This is a genomic window from Janthinobacterium lyxosi (assembly GCF_051380665.1).
GTDB lineage: Bacteria > Pseudomonadota > Gammaproteobacteria > Burkholderiales > Burkholderiaceae_D > Janthinobacterium.
In genome coordinates this window covers 15,601-34,910 of the sequence record NZ_JBNYXM010000036.1, presented here as the reverse complement: position 1 = coordinate 34,910, position 19,310 = coordinate 15,601, and the positions used below count along the sequence as shown (strand labels likewise).

17 protein-coding genes are annotated in these 19,310 nt (G+C 61.4%); 8 read left to right on the top strand and 9 right to left on the bottom strand.

Translation table 11 applies throughout. The features are described from left to right. Positions 1-16: 16 nt before the first annotated feature. Together ACQ4WP_RS25235 and ACQ4WP_RS25230 are read right to left on the bottom strand one after the other, a co-directional pair. Positions 17-1,255, bottom strand: coding sequence for a DEAD/DEAH box helicase (locus ACQ4WP_RS25235; protein ID WP_436525438.1), 1,239 nt, complete (start codon positions 1,253-1,255; stop codon positions 17-19). A gap of 118 nt (positions 1,256-1,373) precedes the next feature. Further along, on the bottom strand, positions 1,374-3,455 hold the full coding sequence (locus ACQ4WP_RS25230; protein ID WP_436525436.1) for a TonB-dependent receptor plug domain-containing protein: 2,082 nt from the start codon (positions 3,453-3,455) through the stop codon (positions 1,374-1,376). 373 nt (positions 3,456-3,828) lie between these two features. Here ACQ4WP_RS25230 and asd point away from each other — a divergent pair, with 373 nt between their 5' ends. Continuing rightward, positions 3,829-4,677 (top strand): archaetidylserine decarboxylase, encoded by an 849-nt coding sequence (asd, locus tag ACQ4WP_RS25225; RefSeq protein WP_436525434.1) that lies wholly within the window; start codon positions 3,829-3,831, stop codon positions 4,675-4,677. 152 nt (positions 4,678-4,829) lie between these two features. Here asd and ACQ4WP_RS25220 read toward each other — a convergent pair whose 3' ends face one another. After that, positions 4,830-5,735: a LysR family transcriptional regulator gene (locus ACQ4WP_RS25220; RefSeq protein WP_436525432.1), complete on the bottom strand. Its 906-nt coding sequence runs from the start codon at positions 5,733-5,735 to the stop codon at positions 4,830-4,832. Between the two features lie 124 nt (positions 5,736-5,859). Between ACQ4WP_RS25220 and ACQ4WP_RS25215 the strand changes: the two genes are divergently transcribed. The 3 genes from ACQ4WP_RS25215 to ACQ4WP_RS25205 all read left to right on the top strand — a co-directional run bounded on the left by ACQ4WP_RS25215 (position 5,860) and on the right by ACQ4WP_RS25205 (position 8,474). Continuing rightward, positions 5,860-6,459, top strand: a complete 600-nt coding sequence (locus ACQ4WP_RS25215) for an FMN-dependent NADH-azoreductase (RefSeq protein WP_436525430.1) — start codon at positions 5,860-5,862, stop codon at positions 6,457-6,459. Positions 6,460-6,516: 57 nt separating this feature from the next. Next, the gene (locus tag ACQ4WP_RS25210; protein ID WP_436525428.1) at positions 6,517-7,392 is read left to right on the top strand and encodes a pirin family protein; all 876 of its coding nucleotides are present in this window, start codon (positions 6,517-6,519) and stop codon (positions 7,390-7,392) included. A 131-nt stretch (positions 7,393-7,523) separates the two neighbouring features. After that, complete coding sequence (locus ACQ4WP_RS25205; protein ID WP_436525426.1) at positions 7,524-8,474, top strand: cation diffusion facilitator family transporter; 951 nt, start codon at positions 7,524-7,526, stop codon at positions 8,472-8,474. 35 nt (positions 8,475-8,509) lie between these two features. Here ACQ4WP_RS25205 and ACQ4WP_RS25200 read toward each other — a convergent pair whose 3' ends face one another. The 3 genes from ACQ4WP_RS25200 to ACQ4WP_RS25190 are packed head-to-tail and all read right to left on the bottom strand — an operon-like array spanning position 8,510 to position 12,088. Next, positions 8,510-10,762, bottom strand: a complete 2,253-nt coding sequence (locus tag ACQ4WP_RS25200) for a RelA/SpoT family protein (RefSeq protein ID WP_436525424.1) — start codon at positions 10,760-10,762, stop codon at positions 8,510-8,512. A 40-nt stretch (positions 10,763-10,802) separates the two neighbouring features. After that, positions 10,803-11,153 carry a RidA family protein gene (locus ACQ4WP_RS25195; protein ID WP_426072924.1) on the bottom strand — a complete coding sequence of 117 codons (351 nt, stop codon included), beginning with the start codon at positions 11,151-11,153 and terminating at the stop codon, positions 10,803-10,805. A gap of 53 nt (positions 11,154-11,206) precedes the next feature. Continuing rightward, positions 11,207-12,088 (bottom strand): alpha/beta fold hydrolase, encoded by an 882-nt coding sequence (locus tag ACQ4WP_RS25190; protein ID WP_436525422.1) that lies wholly within the window; start codon positions 12,086-12,088, stop codon positions 11,207-11,209. A gap of 214 nt (positions 12,089-12,302) precedes the next feature. Between ACQ4WP_RS25190 and ACQ4WP_RS25185 the strand changes: the two genes are divergently transcribed. Beyond that, positions 12,303-13,640: a dicarboxylate/amino acid:cation symporter gene (locus ACQ4WP_RS25185; RefSeq protein WP_436525420.1), complete on the top strand. Its 1,338-nt coding sequence runs from the start codon at positions 12,303-12,305 to the stop codon at positions 13,638-13,640. 235 nt (positions 13,641-13,875) lie between these two features. Continuing rightward, complete coding sequence (locus tag ACQ4WP_RS25180) at positions 13,876-14,286, top strand: DoxX family protein (RefSeq protein ID WP_436525418.1); 411 nt, start codon at positions 13,876-13,878, stop codon at positions 14,284-14,286. A gap of 50 nt (positions 14,287-14,336) precedes the next feature. On the opposite strand, the gene ACQ4WP_RS25175 is transcribed toward ACQ4WP_RS25180, so the two are convergent. Together ACQ4WP_RS25175 and ACQ4WP_RS25170 are read right to left on the bottom strand one after the other, a co-directional pair. Then, complete coding sequence (locus ACQ4WP_RS25175; protein ID WP_436525416.1) at positions 14,337-14,987, bottom strand: CoA transferase subunit B; 651 nt, start codon at positions 14,985-14,987, stop codon at positions 14,337-14,339. A 21-nt stretch (positions 14,988-15,008) separates the two neighbouring features. After that, the gene (locus ACQ4WP_RS25170) at positions 15,009-15,707 is read right to left on the bottom strand and encodes a CoA transferase subunit A (RefSeq protein WP_436525414.1); all 699 of its coding nucleotides are present in this window, start codon (positions 15,705-15,707) and stop codon (positions 15,009-15,011) included. Positions 15,708-15,854: 147 nt separating this feature from the next. Here ACQ4WP_RS25170 and ACQ4WP_RS25165 point away from each other — a divergent pair, with 147 nt between their 5' ends. Then, positions 15,855-16,421: a LuxR C-terminal-related transcriptional regulator gene (locus ACQ4WP_RS25165; protein WP_436525412.1), complete on the top strand. Its 567-nt coding sequence runs from the start codon at positions 15,855-15,857 to the stop codon at positions 16,419-16,421. 22 nt (positions 16,422-16,443) lie between these two features. On the opposite strand, the gene ACQ4WP_RS25160 is transcribed toward ACQ4WP_RS25165, so the two are convergent. Then, entirely contained in the window at positions 16,444-17,220 is a 777-nt protein-coding gene (locus ACQ4WP_RS25160) for an SDR family oxidoreductase (protein ID WP_034752351.1), read from the bottom strand. 251 nt (positions 17,221-17,471) lie between these two features. On the opposite strand from ACQ4WP_RS25160, the gene ACQ4WP_RS25155 reads away from it, so the two are divergent. Then, positions 17,472-19,148: an electron transfer flavoprotein-ubiquinone oxidoreductase gene (locus tag ACQ4WP_RS25155; protein WP_436525410.1), complete on the top strand. Its 1,677-nt coding sequence runs from the start codon at positions 17,472-17,474 to the stop codon at positions 19,146-19,148. Positions 19,149-19,310 lie beyond the last annotated feature (162 nt).

Sequence of the window (19,310 nt, the reverse complement as noted above, 5' to 3'; positions counted from 1 at the left end):
GCCTTGCGCCCCCCGATTATTTGTAGAAGCGCCTTTTCTTGGCCCGCTCGGCCGCCTTCGGCGCCAGCACCTTGACGACCTTCTTCTGGATCGTGCCCCCGGCGGACGTGCCCGGCACGCGGTGTTCTGCCTCGAAACCGGGTTCTTCGCCGCGTTTAAGGGTTTGCCGGGTCAGCGCTTCCACGGCCGACAGCAATTCCACTTCATCGGCGCAGACAAGGGAAATCGCTACACCCGAGGCGCCCGCGCGGCCAGTGCGGCCGATGCGGTGGATATAGTCTTCCGCCACGGAGGGCAAGTCGAAATTGACGACGACGGGCAATTGATCGATATCCAGGCCACGGGCGGCCACGTCGGTAGCCACCAGCACCTGTACCTCGGCAGATTTGAAACGGGCCAGCGCGCGCAGGCGGTTCGGCTGCGTCTTGTCGCCATGAATCGAATCGGCGCGCACGCCCTGCTCCAGCAAGGTATTCACCAGTAACTCGACTCCCTTGCGCGTCTTGACGAAGACCAGGACCTGGCCCCAGCGCTTTTTCTTCAGCAAGTGCAGGAACAGTTCCGGCTTGCGTTTCTTGTCGCACACGATGACCGATTGCTTGACGGCCTTGACTGTGCTGTTGCGCGCGCTCACCTCCACCGAGACAGGGTCTTTCAGCATGGTCTTGGCCATGGCGCGGATGGCGTCCGAGAAGGTGGCCGAGAACAGCAGGGTCTGGCGCTGCTTGGGCATGGTCATCAACAACAAATCCAGCTCGCGCTCGAAGCCCAGGTCCAGCATGCGGTCCGCCTCGTCCAATACCAGCGTTTGCACTTGCTCGAACTTGACGGCGCCCTGCGTCTGCAAATCCAGCAAGCGGCCCGGCGTGGCCACCAGCACGTCGAGGCCCTTGCGCAATTTACTGATCTGCGGTTCGATGGGCACACCGCCGTAGGCGACAAAGCTGCGCAGCGGCAAGTTGCCGCCATAGCTGCGGAAGCTGGCATAGACTTGCTCGGCCAGTTCGCGCGTGGGGACGAGCACCAGCACGCGCACGCACTGGGGCGCCACCACACCTTCCAAAGTCAGGCGCTGCAGCAGGGGCAAGGCAAAGCCGGCCGTCTTGCCCGTGCCCGTCTGGGCGGCGGCCATCAGGTCGCGCCCGGCCAGCACGGCGGGAATCGCTTGCGCCTGCACGGGCGTGGGCTTGGCATAGCCGAGCTCGTCAAGTTTGCGGACCAGGGGATCGATCAGGCCGAGGGAGGAAAACGTCATGGGGAAAGCAATCTTGGCAAATGAAAAGGTGGCGCGCACGGACTGGCCGTGCGCGCAATTGCCGAGATTATAGGCCAGCGGGAATGCCAGCCGGGGTTTCACCGCGAAAACAGACCCGTCAGAACTTCATTTCCAGGGTCGCGCGCGCCTGCGGCGAACTCGGTGAAATGCTGTTGCGCACGATCGTGCCGCTGGCGTCCGCATACGTGGTGGTGCTTTCGAAGTCTTGCGCCAGCAAGTTCGACACGGCCAGGCGCAATTGATTCTTCGCATCAAACTTCCACAGCGCATAAATGTCGAGGTCGCGCCGCGGCGACGTGTAGGCGCTCTGGCGTTCGGTGATGCGCACGGGGCCGCCATTGCGGAAATTGAAGCTGCCACCCGTGGTCAGCATGCCATCGGGCGTCTTGTAATCGAGGCCGAAATTGCCGCTGACGGGCGTTTGCTGGTCGAGACGGTTATCCGGCCCCGGCACCTGCTCCACCTGCGACCAGTTGCGGCTGACGCTGGCGCGCAAGTCGATGGCCGGCACGGGTCCGGCCAGCACGGCGCGCAGCGGGAACTTCGCTTCCAGTTCCAGTGTCTGCGTATTCGCGCGGCCATCGTTGACGGGCGTGGACACCCAGCGCTCATTGATAAACAGCAAACCCTGGCGCGTATAGCCATCGATGCGGCGGGCCGAGGCGCGCGCGCTGAGCAAGGCGCCTTCGGCCCAGTAGTGCTCGTACGAGGCATCGATGCCCAGCGCCAGCTCCGGTTTCAGATACGGATTGCCTTCGCGGTCAGGGTCCGTCTGGCTATTGTTGGTCGAGGTATTGCGGCGCGGAATCAGGCTGGACGTGGGTTGCGCCTTGTAGGTGCGCGTCAGGGCCAGGCGTACCTGGTCGCCCTTGGTATCGGGCAACTTCCACAGGGTTTGCAGCAGCGGGCTCCACACGCTGGTGCGCTGCTGCACTTCGTCGTAGGTATCGCCGGCGCTGCGCGTATCGATGCCCTCCCAACGCACGCCTGCGTACATGGACCAGCGCGGCGTGATTTCCCAGTCGTCCTGCACGTACAGGGCCAGGCGCTGGATGGTGGCGTCGAAACCTTCGTCGCTGTTGACGGGCGGACGCGCGCCCAAGGCGCCCAGGGCCGCTTCGCGCTGGCGGCGCGATTCCTCGCGCTCGGTATAGGCGCCATCCCAGCCCATCGACAGGGCGTGGCCCGGCAACAAGGGCGTCGAATACTTGCCGGTGGAGCTGACGCCGTTTTCCGTCGCCTTCACGCCCACCTTGCGCTCGAGGGCCAGGCCGCTGCCATCGATAAAGCCTTGCTGCAGGCTGTCGGACGTATTGCGGGCGGCCGAGGCGCCAACTTTCAGCTCCAGCCGGGCGCCGCCGGCCAGCTTGTGCATCCACGTCAGGTCGCTGCGGCCGAAGGCATTGTGGTTGCTGGAGCTGCCCGTATTGGCGTCGTAGTCAGGGCGCAAGCCCTGCTCTGTTTCCGCGCGGCTGAAATTGCGGTGGTTCGAGCGCCCGCCATTGAAAAAGAATTGCGCCGTCACATTGTCGCCGTTGGCCAGCACCCAGTTCAGGCGCGGCGACAGATTGATGCCTTCCGGGCGGCCATCGCCCGTGCCGTTGGTGCGGCGCAGCAGGTTTTGCCGGCCATCGGGCGCGTAGCCCAGTTCCACTCCCGGATTATCATAGTGGTAGTCGTAGCGGAACAGCGAGCCGGCCAGCGAATACGAGAAATTGCCGTCGCGGTCGGACAGCTGCACATTCACGCTGGGTGAAAAGCTCACGTCGCTGCCCTGCACGCCCAGCTTGAGTTCGCGCTGCGCTGTTTTGACGGCCTTTTTCAGCACCACGTTGATGGTGCCGGCGATCGACTGCGTGCTGTACTCGGCGCTGGCCGCGTGCAAAATCTCGATGCGCTCGATCACGTCGGGCGACAGGGTATCGAGCGAAAAGCCGGCCGGTGCCCGTTCGCCATTGAGCAATATCTGCGTGTAACCGCTGCCCAGGCCACGCATGCGGATTTCGCCGCCCGAGCGCCCTGCCGCGCCGGAAACGGTAATGCCGGGCAAGCGCTTGAGCACGTCGGTGACATTGCTGTCGCCATACTTGAGGATTTCTTCGCTGCCCACGACCATCTTGCTGGCCGTATCGTCACGGCGCGGATCATAGCCGCTACCCTTGACCTCGACCGTTTGCATGGGCTTTTCTGCCTTCAGCGGCGCGGCGGCGGCCTCGGCGGCGGCTGGCGTTTCGGATTGCTGGGCCTGGGCATTCCAGGCAAACAAAACAGCGGAACAAACAACGGTAAGGCGAAGGCAACGGCGTGGCATCATGACCTGGCTGAAAAAAGTTGGCTGAATAAAAATGGCTAAAAGCTAAAAAACAGGCCGCTGTATTGTGCTGCAATTTTTTCCGAGTGGCACAGTTTCCTGAAAATATTTCCTATGGCAAATTAAATTCGGTGACAGACTGTGATACGCACCCTTGCATACGGTACATATCATTGCGCGCCACATCGCCGCTATAATGCGTTTTCGCCGATTCCCATCACCCCGTCAAAGGCTTCCCATCGTGTCTGACCGTCTTGCCGTTTTGCCTCAATATCTGCTGCCCAAGGGAGCGTTGACCAATTTTGCCGGCCGGATCGCCGGCGCCAAGGGCGGCGCCATGACCACGCGCCTGATCCGCTGGTTCGTTGGCCGCTACAACGTCAACATGGATGAGGCACTGGACCCGGACATCACGCACTACGCCAGCTTCAACGACTTTTTCACGCGCGCGCTGCGCCCCGATGCGCGTCCGCTGGCCAAGGCCGACTACGTCTGCCCGGTCGATGGCCGCATCAGCCAGTTCGGCACGATCGACAAGGACCAGATCTTCCAGGCCAAGGGGCACAACTTCAGCACTACGGCCCTGGTGGGCGGCGATGCGGCCCTGGCGGCCCAGTTCGAACACGGCAGCTTCGCCAACCTGTACCTGAGCCCGCGCGACTACCACCGCATCCACATGCCGTGCGACGGCCGTTTGACGCGCATGATTTATGTTCCTGGTGAATTGTTCTCCGTCAACCCGACCACGGCGCGCGGCATTCCCGGCCTGTTCGCCCGCAACGAGCGCGTCGTCTGCGTGTTCGACACGGCCAACGGCCCCTTCGTCATGACCCTGGTGGGCGCCACCATCGTCGGCAGCATGGCCACCGTCTGGCACGGCGTCGTCAACCCGCCTCGCACGGGCCAGGTGCGCGACTGGAGCTATGCCAACGACAATGTGATGCTGAAACAGGGCGAAGAGCTGGGCCGCTTCCTGCTCGGCTCCACCGTCGTCATGCTGTTCCCGAAAGGCACCGTGGACTTCAATGCCAACTGGCAACCGGCCGGTCCCGTGCAACTGGGCGAAGTCATGGGCAACCTGCCCAAGTAGATCGAGGCTCCTCTGCCTTCCCTGACCTGTCAACGCCTGACAAAACCGTAGCGAGCGGAAGGGAGCTGTGGCCGAGAAGCGCAACTGTACGAAGGTACAGTGAGCATCGCAGGCCATAGATCACGACGCGCAGTAGGTTTTGACAGGCGTTACTAAACAGGCGCGTCTGTTTGGTACATTTCTTCCATCAAGTCGAGAAACGCCCGCGTCTTGGCCGGCATCAAACGCCGGCCGGGAAACACGGCCCAGCCCGTGACCAGCGGAAAACTCCACTCCGGCAGCACGCGCACCAATTCCCCCGTCGCCACATACGCCTTGGCAAAGCGGTCCGTGCTGGCCGCGATGCCCACGCCCGTGCAGGCCATGCGCACCAGCAATTCCGGCGAGTTCGCCAGCAAGCGCACGGGCAAGTCGCGCTCCCACGTCGTCTTGCCGCGCATCAAAGTCCAGTGCACGAGGCCATGCACGGCGCGTGGCAAGCTGAGCAGATCATGGCCGTATAAATCGTCGGGATGCTCGGGCAAGCCGTGCACGCTCGTGTATTGCGGCGAGGCATACAGGGACAGGCTGCTGAAGGCCACGCGGCGCGCGGACAGGCTGGCGTCGTCGGGCAAGTTGCCCATGCGGATGGCCAGGTCGAAATTTTCTTCCAGCAAATCCACGCGGCGCGCCGACAAGTCCAGCTCCAGCGAAATGGCCGGATAGCGGCGCACGAACTCGGCCAGCACCTGGCGCATCAGCGCATCGCCAAAATCGGCCGGCATGGAAATGCGCAGCAAGCCGCTGGGGCCCGCCTGGCGGTGCTGCGCCAGGGCGCCGGCCGCCTCCGTTTCTTCCACCACCTTGCGCGCATGCTCGAGCAGGCTGGCGCCAAACTCCGTCAGCGCCAGCTTGCGCGTGGTGCGCAGCAACAGCCGTTCGCCCAATTTCGCCTCCAGCAGCGAAATGCGCCGCGACAGGGTCGACTTGGGCAAGTCCACGCGCACGGCGGCGCGACTGAAACTGCCGCATTCGACGACGCGCGCAAACAGCAGCAGATCTCCGGGATCGATATCCATATATTTACCTTTACACTCGATTGTTCCACCAGTGGATTAATGTTATCCATTTTAACGGCTTCCGCATCATTTTTGGAATTGCTATAGTTCATCCATCGCAAGACACCTCACACGGAGAAACAAGATGAACATCCTGCAAATCAATTCCAGCGCCCGCAGCACCGGTTCCGCCTCGACCCGTTTGGCTGACGCCATCGTTGCCCGCGTGCAAGCCGCCAACCCTGGCGCCACCCTGGCGCGCCGCGACCTGGCCGCCGCGCCGCACCCCGTGCTCGACGAGCCGACCCTGCAAGCGCTGTTCACCCCGGCCGACAAGCGCACGCCGGAGCAAGCGGCCCGCATCGCCCTGGACGACGCGCTGATTGCGCAAGTGCAAGCAGCGGATGTGATCGTCATCGGTGCGCCGATGTACAACTTCGGCATCACCGTGCAACTGAAAAGCTGGTTCGACGCGATTGCCCGCGCCAACGTCACCTTCAAGTACACGGAAAACGGCCCCGTTGGCCTGCTGACCGGCAAGAAAGTCTACGTAGGCCTGTCGCGCGGCGGCTTGCACCGCGACAGCGCCAACGATAGCCAGGTGCCTTACCTGAACACCATGTTTGGCTTCCTGGGCCTGACCGACGTGCAATACGTGTACTCGGAAGGCATGGGCATGGGCCCGGACGCCGTGGCCAAGGCGCAGGTACAAGCCGATGCCGAGATCAACGCGATCCTGGTGTAATGCACGTACCAAGCTGGGGTCAGACCCGGCGGGTCTGACCCCAAACAGGAGAGAACAATGAGCGATACCACCACCGTCACGCAAGCACGCGCCGTCGAGCGCGTGATCGCCGGCCAGGCCGTCATGGATGGCGCCGGCGTGAAGATCAACCGCGTGCTGACGCAGCAATTGCAGCGCCGTCTCGACCCGTTCTTGATGCTCGACAACTTTGCCAGCGACCAGCCGAACGACTATATCGCAGGCTTCCCCGAGCATCCGCACCGCGGTTTCGAAACGGTCTCGTACATGATCACGGGGCGCATGCGCCACAAGGACAGCGCAGGCCACGAAGGCTTGCTGACTTCGGGCGGCGTGCAATGGATGACGGCCGGCAGCGGCGTGATCCACTCGGAAATGCCGGAGCAGGAAGAAGGCGTGATGGAAGGTTTTCAATTGTGGCTGAACTTGCCCGCGCGCGACAAGATGCGCACGCCGTGGTACCGCGATTTCACGAGCAGCGAAATCCCCCGCTATAAGACGGACGCGGGCGTGGCCGTGCAAGTGATCGCCGGCGCAAGCCATGGCGTGGCTGGCGCCGTGCAGCGCGAGCTGACACAGCCGCTGTACCTGGACATCGACTTGCCGGCGGGCAGCAGCTTCGAGCAGCCCTTGCCGCCAGGCCATAACGCTTTCCTGTACACTTTCCGTGGCGAAGTGCAGGTCGACGGCAAGGCCGTGCCCGCCCTGCGCATGGCGATCTTCGCCAACACGCCGGGCAGCGACGGCGTGCGCATCGAGGCGCCGCAAGGCGGCCGCGTGATCCTCGTCGCCGGCCAGCCCTTGAACGAGCCCATCGCGCAGTACGGCCCGTTTGTCATGAATACTCAGGCCGAAGTGTTCCAGGCCGTGCAGGATTTCCGCGAAGGCAAGTTTGGCGAGACGGCGGCGCAGTAAGCTTGTCGCAGCAAGGTTGTTTGCTTCAGGAAAAACCTGCAGTGCCGTCAAGCCTGCAGGTTTTTTTACGCGCCGACTAGCTTGTTGCTTTTCAATTACACTGACGGCAACTTCATTCCACAAAGCATTCCATGCAGCCGACGCACACCGAACACGACGCCACCCATTTGCACGCCCACCTGAAGGGCGACGCCAAGCACACCCATTCGTTCGAGGGGCGCAGCCAGAGCATCCTCGCGTGGGCGCTGGGGCTGACCCTGTCGTTTGCCGGCATCGAGGTGGCGGCCGGCTTCCTGTCCAATTCGCTGGCTCTGATTTCCGACGCGGGCCACATGGTCACGGACGCGGCCGCGCTGGGCCTGGCCCTGCTGGCGCAGCTCATCGCACGCCGCCCTCCTTCGCCGCGCCACTCGTTCGGCTTTGGCCGCGCCGAGGCGCTGGCGGCCTTCGTCAACGGCCTGGCCATGCTGTGCGTCGTGGGTTGGATCTGCTATGAAGCCGTGCTGCGCTTTTCCGCCCCGCAACCAGTCAAGGGGGGCATGGTCTTCATCGTCGCCTTCATCGGCCTGGCGATCAACGTGGTGGTAGCGTGGGTCTTGTCGAAAGACAAGCAAAGCGTCAACACGCGCGCCGCCCTCGTGCACGTGATGGGCGATTTGCTCGGTTCGGTCGCCGCCATCATCGCCGGCGCCGTGATTTACTTTACGGGCTGGATGCAGATCGACCCGTTGCTGTCCGTGCTGGTGTCCCTGCTGATTTTGAAATCCACGTTCGGCGTACTGCGCGAGTCATATCACTTCCTGATGGAAGGCGTGCCCGTGCACATCGACTATATCGCCGTGGGCACCGACGTGGAACAGGTCGACGGCGTGATTGCCGTGCACGATTTGCACGTCTGGGACATGTCGCCGGGCCAGCCGGCCCTGATCGGCCACGTGGAAATCGAGCACCTCGACCATTGGCCCAAGGTCTTGCGCGCGATCAAGAAGATGCTGTTGGTCAAACATGGCATCGATCACATCACCTTGCAGCCGGAGACGGCGGCGATGGCGGGCTTGCATGCGGGTGACAAGACACACTGATTGAACCCCACAGCAAGTACTGGGGTGAAACAATGCTAACTCCGGCGAGCCTCTAGAACCCCACTCACATCCTTGATCACATTCAGCGCTTTTAATAACTGCGCCGTCGAGCTGATCTCGGCCGTAAAGGTCATGCGGGCCTGGCCCTTGGTGCTTTGGGTGTTGACGCCGATCACGTTGATCTTTTCGCGCGAAAAAATTTCGGAGATGTCGCGCAGCAAGCCCTGGCGGTCGCCGGCCAGAATGAAGACGTCGACCGGATACACCGTGTCGTGGCCGCCCGTGCTGCCCCATTCGGTAAAGATCACGCGCTCTGGGGCCTTGGCGCGCATTTCCTCGAAATTCTTGCAAGTGGCGCGGTGGATCGAGACGCCCTTGCCGCGCGTGACGAAGCCGACGATGCTGTCCGGCGGCGCCGGTTTGCAGCACTTGGCCAGCACCGTCATCAAGCCTTCCGTGCCCACCACCAGCACGCCAGACTTGGCGCCCTGCTCCACGCTGGAGGCGCGGCTCTTGCCGACCAGCACGGCGTCTTCCGGCACCGCCACTTCGCCATTGTCGTGCAGCGCCTGCTCCACATGGCGCAGGCTGAATTCATCCTTGCCGACCGACAGGAACAGCTCGTCAACTTTCGCAAAGCCCAGCTTTTGCGCCAGCGCTTCCAGATTGACGGCCGTCTTGCCTTCGCGCTGCAAGGATTTCTCCACCAGCGCGCGGCCGTGGGCCAGGGTTTCCTGCATGTCGATGGCATGGAACCAGGCGCGAATTTTGGAACGCGTGCGCGTGCTGACGGCGTAACCGGCGCCCAGCCAGTCGCGCGACGGCCCGGCCGTACCCGGCGCGCCCTTGGCCGTGATGATTTCGCAGGTCTGGCCGTTTTTCAGCTGGGTATTCAGGGGCACCATGATGCCGTCGACCTTGGCGCCGCGGCAGCGGTGGCCCACGTCCGTATGCAGGTGATAGGCAAAATCGACGGGCGTGGCGCCGACGGGCAATTCCAGCACCCGCGCCTGCGGCGTCATGACGAAGATGCGGTCGTCCAGCGTGGCGGACTTGAGCTTTTCCACCCATTCACGCTGGATTTCTTCCTGGCCCACGACGGCGTCGGCCACCTCGGTTTTCCAGGCCAGCAGCTGGCGCAGCCAGGCGATCTTTTCGTCGTATTTTTGGCCGGCAAAGTTCGAGCCGCCCTCTTCCTTGTAGCGCCAGTGCGCGGCCACGCCGTATTCGGCAAAGCTGTGCATTTCATTCGTGCGGATTTGCACCTCCAGCGGGCGGCCATCCTCGGCCGTCACCACCGTGTGCAGCGACTGGTAGCCATTGGGTTTCGGCCGCGAAATGTAATCGTCGAATTCTTTCGGGATGGGGGTCCAGATATTGTGCACCACGCCCAGCACCGTGTAGCAAGTTTTCACGTCGGCGACGATAACGCGGAAGGCGCGCACATCGTACAGGGCCGTGAAATCGAGTTCCTTGCCGCGCATCTTGTTCCAGATGCTGTAAATGTGTTTCGGGCGGCCAAATACTTCCGCCTGTATGCCTGCCGAAGCCAGTTCCGTCTGCAAGCGCAAGATCGCCGAGGAAACAAAGCCCTCGCGCATCATGCGCTTTTCTTCCAACATCTTGGCGATGCGTTTATACGCTTCCGGTTCGATGAAGCGGAAAGACAAATCTTCCAGTTCCCACTTCAGTTGCCAGATACCGAGGCGGTTGGCCAGCGGCGCGTACAGATCCAGCGTTTCCTTGCCATATTCGCGCGTCATGTCATTGAACAGCTTTAATTCGGCGAAATAGCGCAAGGTCGTCACGCAAGCGGCCAGGCGCACCAGCACGACGCGCATGTCGGAAGCCATCGCCAGCAGCATCTTGCGCAAGGTTTCCACCTGGGCCACGGCTTGCTGTGCCGCATTCTTGCCGCGACCGGCAGCGCTGCCGTGCTGCGCCTGGGTCAGCGCGCGCAGGCGGATCAGCTGGCGCACGCCTGTCGCCAGGTCGCACACCTGCTTGCCGAAGCGCGGTTCGATATCGGCCGCCGTATCGGGCTCCAGCATGGTCAGCTCGAACATCAGGCCGGCAATGCGCGTTTCCGCATCGCTGCGCAGGAAAGCCAGGGTGGTGGCCACGCCGATGGCGAAGTCCAGCGCAGCGCGGCCGGCAAAGGTCTGCTTGTCGCCATACGCTTCGGTGGCATACGCGAGCGCGTCCAGCACGCGCGCGCTGTCCGGCGCACTCAAGCCCTCTACCAGTTGTTCCGATGTGACGCTATTCGGGGCCGAGATGGAAACCATGTGATGCCTTATCAACTTAAAAACTAAATAACTGAATAACCTAGCGCTCTGCAGCGATGATGACGATTTCAACCAGGCATGCCGGATTGGCCAGCTTCGCCTCCACGGTGGCGCGCGGCGGCGTGTGGCCGGACGCGACCCAGTCATCCCACACTTCATTCATGCCAGGGAAGTCTTTCATGTCGGCGATATAGATCTGGCACGACAGGATGCAGGTCTTGTCGCTGCCCGCTTCCATCAGCAGGCGGTCAACGTGAGCGAGCACTTCGCGCGTCTGGCCGACGATGTCTTGCGTGGTGTCTTCGGCAATCTGGCCAGCCAGGTAGATGGTGTTGTTGTGTATCGCTACTTCGGAGAGGCGTTTGCCTACGTGCAGTCGTGTAATTTCCATGCTTCTTCTTTCGGTTGTTTCAAAATCTGTACAGCGTTAGTACTTACCACTACTTACTTGCCCAGCAAAAACTTGCGCGCGATGACGATCTGGTCGTCATGGACAAAAGTGGGCGCATGGCCCACGCCGGCAATTTCCACCAGCTGCGCCTTCGGGCCGCGGCTCAGCATACTTTGCGCCGTCGCGTGCGACAGCAGGTCGGACTCCGAACCGCGCACCAGCAAGGTGGGGCAGCGCACGGCATCATATGCGGCCCACAGCATGGCTTCGTCGCTGGCCGCCGATTCCGGCGTAGCCGAGCGGAACGGCATGGCCAGTCCCATATCATAATGGCGGCGCCAATGGCCATCCTTATCCTGGCGCAACACATCGACTGCCAGTTTATGCCATTCCGCGTCCGTATGCGGGCCGAAGCTGGCGGACACATCGCGCACAAACTTGGCGCCCTGCTCGAACGTCTCGAAACGCAAGTCCTGGCCGATGTAGTCGCCGATGCGCTGCAAGGCTTCCGGCGCCAGGGTCGGGCCGATATCGTTCAAGACCAGCTTGCTGATCGGGCTGTTCGGCAACGATGCCAGGCCCAGGCCGATCAAGCCGCCCATCGACGTGCCGAACCAGTCCACCGTCTGGCGCTCGCCATGGGCCAGCACGCGCGCCAGCAGGGTCACCATGTCGCTCACATATTGCGGCACGCGGTAGAACTGCGGATTGGCCAGCCAGCCCGAGCGCCCGCGCCCCACCACGTCGGGGCAGATGACGCGGTAATCGCTGGCCATGGCGCGCGCCAGGTTGTCGAAGTCGTCCGCCACGCGCGTCACGCCATGGGCGCAGACGAGCACGTTCGGATTGTCGGGCGCGCCCCATTCCTTGTACGACATGGTATGCAAGCCTGCGGGGGAGATGCACTGGACGGATTTGATGCTCGTTTCGATCATGCCATTCCTTATTTGATATAAAAAGAGCACCGCTTCCTGCCTGTCATGGGGTGTCCCGCGCGCGACGCTACGGCAGTGTAGCGCAGCGCGGGCAATGCTCCAAGCGCACGCCTGAAATGCTGCGCCGCAGCACGCCAGTCATGGCGCAATACCCGATATAGCGAAAATGCATATCTGCGGTTATCCACAATTGAGCCGGCCTGGCAATGCGCGGATGATCGCAGCATCAACCCGCAAGAGGAGACCACTCGTGAAAAAACCATTCTATAAAATCCTGTATGTACAGGTGCTGTTCGCCATCGTGGCAGGCGTGCTGCTGGGGGTGTTCTACCCCTCAAACGCCGTCGACATGAAACCGCTGGGCGACGGCTTCATCAAACTGATCAAGATGATCATCGCCCCGGTGATCTTCTGTACCGTGGTCTCCGGCATTGCCGGCATGCAGGACGTCAAGAAAATCGGCAGAGTAGGCGGCAAGGCGCTGCTGTACTTCGAAGTGGTCTCCACCTTCGCGCTGGCCATCGGCTTGCTGGTTGCCAATATCCTGAAACCGGGCGCCGGCTTCAACGCCGATCCGGCCCACCTCGACGCCAAGTCGATCGCGCAATACACGCACGCCGAAGGCTTGACCACCGTCGACTTCCTGATGAACATTATCCCGAAGACCTTCGTTGACGCCTTCGCCAAGGGCGACATCCTGCAAGTGCTGCTGATCGCCATCCTGTTCGGCTTTTCGTTGTCCCTGCTGGGCGAGCGCGGCCGTCCGGTCACCAAGCTGATCGACGACCTGTCGCATGCCATCTTTGGCATGGTCAACATCATCATGAAAGTCGCTCCCATCGGCGCGTTCGGCGCGATGGCCTTTACCATCGGTAAATACGGCCTGGCTTCGCTGATCCCGCTGGCCAAACTGATGGGCTCGTTCTACCTGACCTGCTTCCTGTTCGTCTTCGTCGTGCTGGGCCTGATCGCCAAGTACACGGGCTTCTCCATCGGCCGCTTCTTGCTGTACATCAAGGAAGAACTGCTGATCGTGCTGGGCACCAGCTCGTCGGAATCGGCCCTGCCGGCCCTGATGAAGAAACTTGAACGCCTGGGCTGCTCGAAACCGGTGGTCGGCCTGGTCGTGCCTACCGGCTACTCGTTCAACCTGGATGGCACCAATATCTACATGACCATGGCCGCTCTGTTCGTAGCGCAAGCGACCAACACGGAACTGACCATCTGGCAGGAACTGACCATCCTGGGCGTGGCGATGCTGACCTCGAAAGGCGCGTCCGGCATCACGGGCGCCGGCTTCATCACTCTGGCCGCGACCCTGGCCGTGGTGCCGACGATTCCCGTGGCCGGCATGGCGCTGATCCTGGGCATCGACCGCTTCATGAGCGAATGCCGCGCGCTGACCAACTTCGTCGGCAACGGCGTGGCCACCATCGTCGTGTCGAAATGGGAAAAAGAACTGGACATGGACAAGCTGCACAGCGAGCTGGCCCATCCCACCCACCCGACGGACGACGCGTATGTTGCCCCGGCAGTGAGTATCGTCAAGTAAGCCGCACTCTCCATTGAAAAGCCCCGCAGAGCAATCTGCGGGGCTTTTTGCATTGCGCGCGAGTTTTATCGCATCATCAACACACAGTAAATCATGCATCAATATTTATCATGATGATCAATGAATCAAAAAGCATTACAGTGCTGTCACCTGTTCGCCGCCAGGCTCGCGCATAATGACATTGCGTTAATGCAAGCCTGACACCGAACCATCCACACTTTGAATGGAGTACCTCATGTCCCTCTCGCCCGCCTTCTACGCCACCTGGAGCCCACGCCTGCTGGGCCTGCTTCGCATCATCCTCGGTTTTCTCTTCCTGCAACATGGCACCGCAAAACTGTTCGGCGCGCCGCACGTGGCCATGTTCGATGGCCTGCAACTGTTGTCCGTGATGGGCGCGGCTGGTGTCATCGAGCTGGTGGGCGGCACCCTGCTGCTGCTCGGCCTGTTCACGCGCCCCGTCGCCTTCATCCTGTCGGGCCAGATGGCGGCCGCCTACTTCATGGCGCATGCACCAAGCGGTTTCCTGCCGATCCTGAACGGCGGCGAAATGGCCGTCATGTACTGCTTCACCTTCCTGTACTTCGCCGCTGCGGGCGCCGGCGCCTACAGCCTGGATGCATTGCGCGGCAAGGCCGGCGCATGAAAAAAGGGCGGACATCGCTGTCCGCCCTTCTATTCCAGACCACAATCCGTTTATACGGCGGAAACATCCAGCTCAGCACCCGTGGCTGCCTGCACCTGTTCCTTGGTCACGCCCGGCGCCAGTTCCACCAGCTTCAAGCCGTTTTCCGTCACGTCGATGACGCCCAGGTCGCTGATGATGACGTCCACCACGCCCACGCCCGTCAGCGGCAGGTCGCACTGTTTCAGCAATTTATGCGACGTCGTGCCGTCCTTGGCCGTGGCCACGTGCTCCATCAGTACGACGACGCGTTTGACGCCAGCGACGAGATCCATCGCGCCGCCCATGCCCTTGACCATCTTGCCTGGAATCATCCAGTTCGCCAGGTCGCCCTTTTCCGACACTTGCATGGCGCCCAGGATAGCCAGGTTGATCTTGCCGCCGCGGATCATGCCAAACGAGTCAGCCGAGCTGAAGTAGGCGGCACCGGGCAAGGCCGTCACCGTCTGCTTGCCAGCGTTGATCAGGTCGGCGTCGACTTCCGCATCGACAGGGAACGGGCCGATGCCCAATAGCCCGTTTTCCGACTGCAGGAACACTTCGATATTGTCCGGCACATAGTTGGCCACCAGGGTCGGCAAGCCGATGCCCAGGTTCACATAAAAGCCATCCTGCAATTCCTTTGCCGCGCGCGCGGCCATTTCATCACGTGTCCAAGCCATAATCATCTCCCAATCTTTTATTTAGTCGGCGCGCACGGTGCGCTGCTCGATGCGTTTTTCCGGGTTCGCGTTGACCACGATGCGGTGCACGAAGATGCTCGGCGTATGCACCTGGTCCGGATCGATCTCGCCCACTTCGACCAGTTTTTCCACCTCGACGATGGTGATCTTGCCGGCCATGGCCACGTTCGGGTTGAAATTGCGCGCCGTCTTGCGGTAAACCAAATTGCCCGCGCGGTCGGCCATGTAGGCTTTCACCAACGATACGTCGGCCACCAGGCTGCGCTCCATCACGTATTGTTCGCCGTCGAATTCGCGCAGTTCCTTACCGTCGGCAACGATGGTGCCCACGCCCGTCTTGGTGAAGAAGGCGGGAATACCGGCGCCGCCGGCGCGCAGCTTCTCGGCCAGGGTGCCTTGCGGCGTGAATTCCAGTTCCAGCTCGCCGGCCAGGTACTGGCGCGCGAATTCCTTGTTTTCGCCCACATAGGAAGCGATCATTTTCTTGATCTGGCGCGTGGTCAGCAGCTGGCCCAGGCCGAAGCCGTCCACGCCGGCGTTGTTGGAAATGGCCGTCAGACCCGTCACGCCCGAATCGCGCAAGGCTTTGATCAGTGCTTCGGGAATGCCGCACAGGCCAAAGCCGCCAACGGCGATGGTCTGGCCATCTTGGACGATACCGGCCAGCGCCGAGGCGGCGTCAGGATAAACTTTATTCATGGGTGTCCCTCTATCTTTTGTTAAGCTTTGATCTTGAGTCCATGACTCAGGCAGCGACTCAGCATAAAATACGCGAGTGGAAAGTACAATACCGTAGAACTACCGGCGCCGTGCCAGCAATCCCCCTGTGAGAGTGATACGTATCAGATGAACGCCGCGTCAGCCATCGACTATGAAAGCATCTTCCTGCACGCGCCCGTGGGCATGTGCATGTCGGAAAACCGTATCATGCGCAGCTGCAACGAAGCGCTGGCAGCCATGTTCGGCTATGCGCGCGCCCAGATGGACGATCAGTCGTTCGAAGTACTCTACCCCACGCACGACGAATTCCTGCGCACGGGTGACCGCATCATCCCCATCATGAATGCCAAAGGCCGCTATTCGGACGAGCGCATCATGCGCCGCAGCAATGGCGAATTGTTCTGGTGCCATGTAACGGGCCACGCCATGCTGCCGGGCCAGCCACTGGGGGCCGGCATCTGGACGTTCGAGGATGTCAGCGAGAAACGCCCCGTGACGGCCCAGTTGACCCCGCGCGAGCGCGAGATAGCCGCGCTGCTAGTGGAAGGCAAGACCAGCAAGGTCATTGCCCGCCAGATTGACCTCAGCCCCCGCACAGTGGAAATGCACCGCGCCAAGCTGATGCGAAAATTCGCCGCATCGACGTCGTCCGAGCTGGTGCACAAGCTGGTAGGACTGCAGCTGCAGCGCTAGGGCTGCAGCGCAAGCTGGCGTATTAAAACGTGCTCATGCCGCCATCGGCCGAAATAATCGCGCCGTTGATGAAGTGCGAATCCTCGCCCGCCAGCAGCAGCAGCAAGCCATCGAGGTCTTCCGGCTTGCCCGGGCGCTTGTTCGGCAGCATTTCGATCAGCTTCTTGCCCTGCTCGGTGGCGAAATAATCTTCGTTGATCTCGGTGGAAATATAGCCGGGGCAGATGGCGTTCGTGTTGATGCCATACTTGCCCCACTCTACGGCCATGGCGCGCGTCATGTGCACCATGCCCGCCTTGCTCATGCAGTACACGCCGATCTGCGGCAGCACCTGCAAGCCCGCCATCGAGGCGATATTGATGATGCGGTGCTGTTTCTTCGGGTCGCCCTTGGCGCGCGCGATCATGCGCTTGGCCGTCTGCTGGGCCACGAAGAATGATCCGCGCAGGTTGGTGTCCATCACGAACGAGTAATCTTCGGGCGTAACGTCGACCAGGCGTTGCGTGGTGGAGACACCGGAATTATTGACGAGAATATCGATGGGGCCCGCTTCCGTTTCCGCATGCGCGATGGCCGACTTGATGCTGGCGAAGTCGGTCACATCGAGCGACACCACGTGCGCGGCGCCGCCATCGGCTTCGATTTCGGCGCGCAATTCCTTCAGGCGTTCGGTGCGGCGCGACGCCAGCACGACCTGTGCGCCCGCCTGGGCCAGCACTTTCGCAAAGCGCGCGCCGAGGCCGCTCGATGCGCCGGTAATCAGGGCAATCTTGCCCTCGAAATTGACTTCTATGCCCACGAGCTACTCCTGTTTTGTTTTAGATAACACTTTACACCGTGCCAAGGGCACAGGGGCAAAATACCCTGCGTCACACTTGAGCAAAGGTAAACGCCATCATTACACAAAATGGCCGGATTTAGATTGCGGCGAGGGGCAATGTCACGCAAAATAGCGCCAAAGTTGCAATCCTCGCCAAAAACAAGCACACTCGTGCTTAAATTTATCCGAAGATTCCTCACCCACCCATTTAGTGACTAACAATCGAGACCATGACACAGCCTAATAACTTAGTTAAACAGTACGGACCGCGCGACACCATGGAGTATGACGTGGTGATCGTCGGCGGCGGCCCCGCAGGCTTGGCGGCGGCCATCCGCCTGAAGCAGCTGGCCGCTGAAAAGAGCCAGGAAGTGTCCGTCTGCGTGCTGGAAAAAGGCGGCGAACTGGGCGCGCATATCCTGTCCGGCGCCATCATGGACCCGAAAGCGTTGAGCGAACTGATACCGAACTGGAAAGAACTGGGCGCGCCCCTGAACACGGCAGTGACGGAAGACCGCATCCTGTTCCTGACGGAAACCAAAGCGTACAAGACACCGAACTTCGCCGTGCCGGCCTGCTTTGAAAACCATGGCAACTACATCGTCTCGCTGGGCAATGTGGTGCGCTGGATGGGCCAGCAGGCGGAAAACCTGGGCGTGGAAATCTTCCCCGGCTTCCCTGCCGCGGAAATCCTCTACAACGACGACGGCTCCGTGAAAGGCGTGGCGACCGGCAATATGGGTGTCAAGCGCGATGGCGAAGCGGGTCCCGACTTCCAGCTGGGCATGGAGTTGCACGCCAAGTACACCCTGTTCGCCGAAGGCGCGCGCGGCCACCTGGGCAAGCAATTGATGGCCAAATACGACCTCAACGCCGGCAAGGATCCGCAATCGTACGGCATCGGCATCAAGGAATTGTGGGAAATCGACCCTGCCCTGCACCAGCCGGGCCTGGTGATTCACTCGACCGGCTGGCCGCTGGACGCGAAGACCTATGGCGGCTCCTTCCTGTACCACCTGGAAAACAACCAGGTCATGGTCGGCTATGTGGTGGGACTGAACTACGAAAACCCCTACCTGTCGCCATACGAGGAATTCCAGCGCTATAAAACGCATCCGGAAATCCGCAAGTTCTTCGAAGGCGGCAAGCGCATCTCGTACGGCGCGCGCGCGATCACGGCCGGCGGCCTGCAATCGTTGCCGAAACTGGTGTTTGCCGGCGGCGCGCTGATCGGCTGCGATGCGGGCTTTTTGAACATGAGCCGCATCAAGGGTAGCCACGCCGCCATCAAGAGCGGCATGCTGGCGGCGGACGCGGCCTTCGGCGCACTGGGCGAACAGCGCCAGCACGACGAACTGTCCAGCTACCCTGTCGCGTTTGAACAATCCTGGCTGCATGAAGAGCTGCACGTGGCGCGCAACGTCAAGCCTTGGCTGTCAAAGGGCCTGTACCTGGGCAGCCTGATGACGGGCATCGACCAGATCCTCTTCCGCGGCAAGGCGCCATGGACCCTGCACCACACGCATGGCGACCACGAATGCCTGAAACCGGCGGCCCAGTCGAAAAAGATCGTGTATCCGAAACCCGATGGCAAGCTGACCTTCGACAAGATGTCGTCCGTCTTCATCTCGAACACGAACCACGCGGAAGACCAGCCCATCCACCTGACGTTGAAGAACGCCAGCGTTCCCGTCGACGTCAACCTGGCCATGTATGCGGGTCCGGAAGCGCGTTACTGTCCCGCCGGCGTGTACGAGTTCGTGAAGAACGACGACGGCGCCGAACGCCTGCAGATCAATGCGCAGAACTGCGTGCACTGCAAGACCTGCGACATCAAGGACCCGACGCAGAACATCGTGTGGGTGACGCCGGAAGGCGGCGGCGGACCGAATTATCCGAATATGTAAACTGCTGATTCCTGGCACGCTGGTATGTAGAATGGCGTGGACGTCGCAAGATGTCCATGCCATTTTTTTCAAACTGAACTTTTTGAAGAAGATGTTTCTATAAAGCACTGCCAACCGTTACAATCGAAGGTGGCATACACTCTCCCCTCCTCTCATGCACGC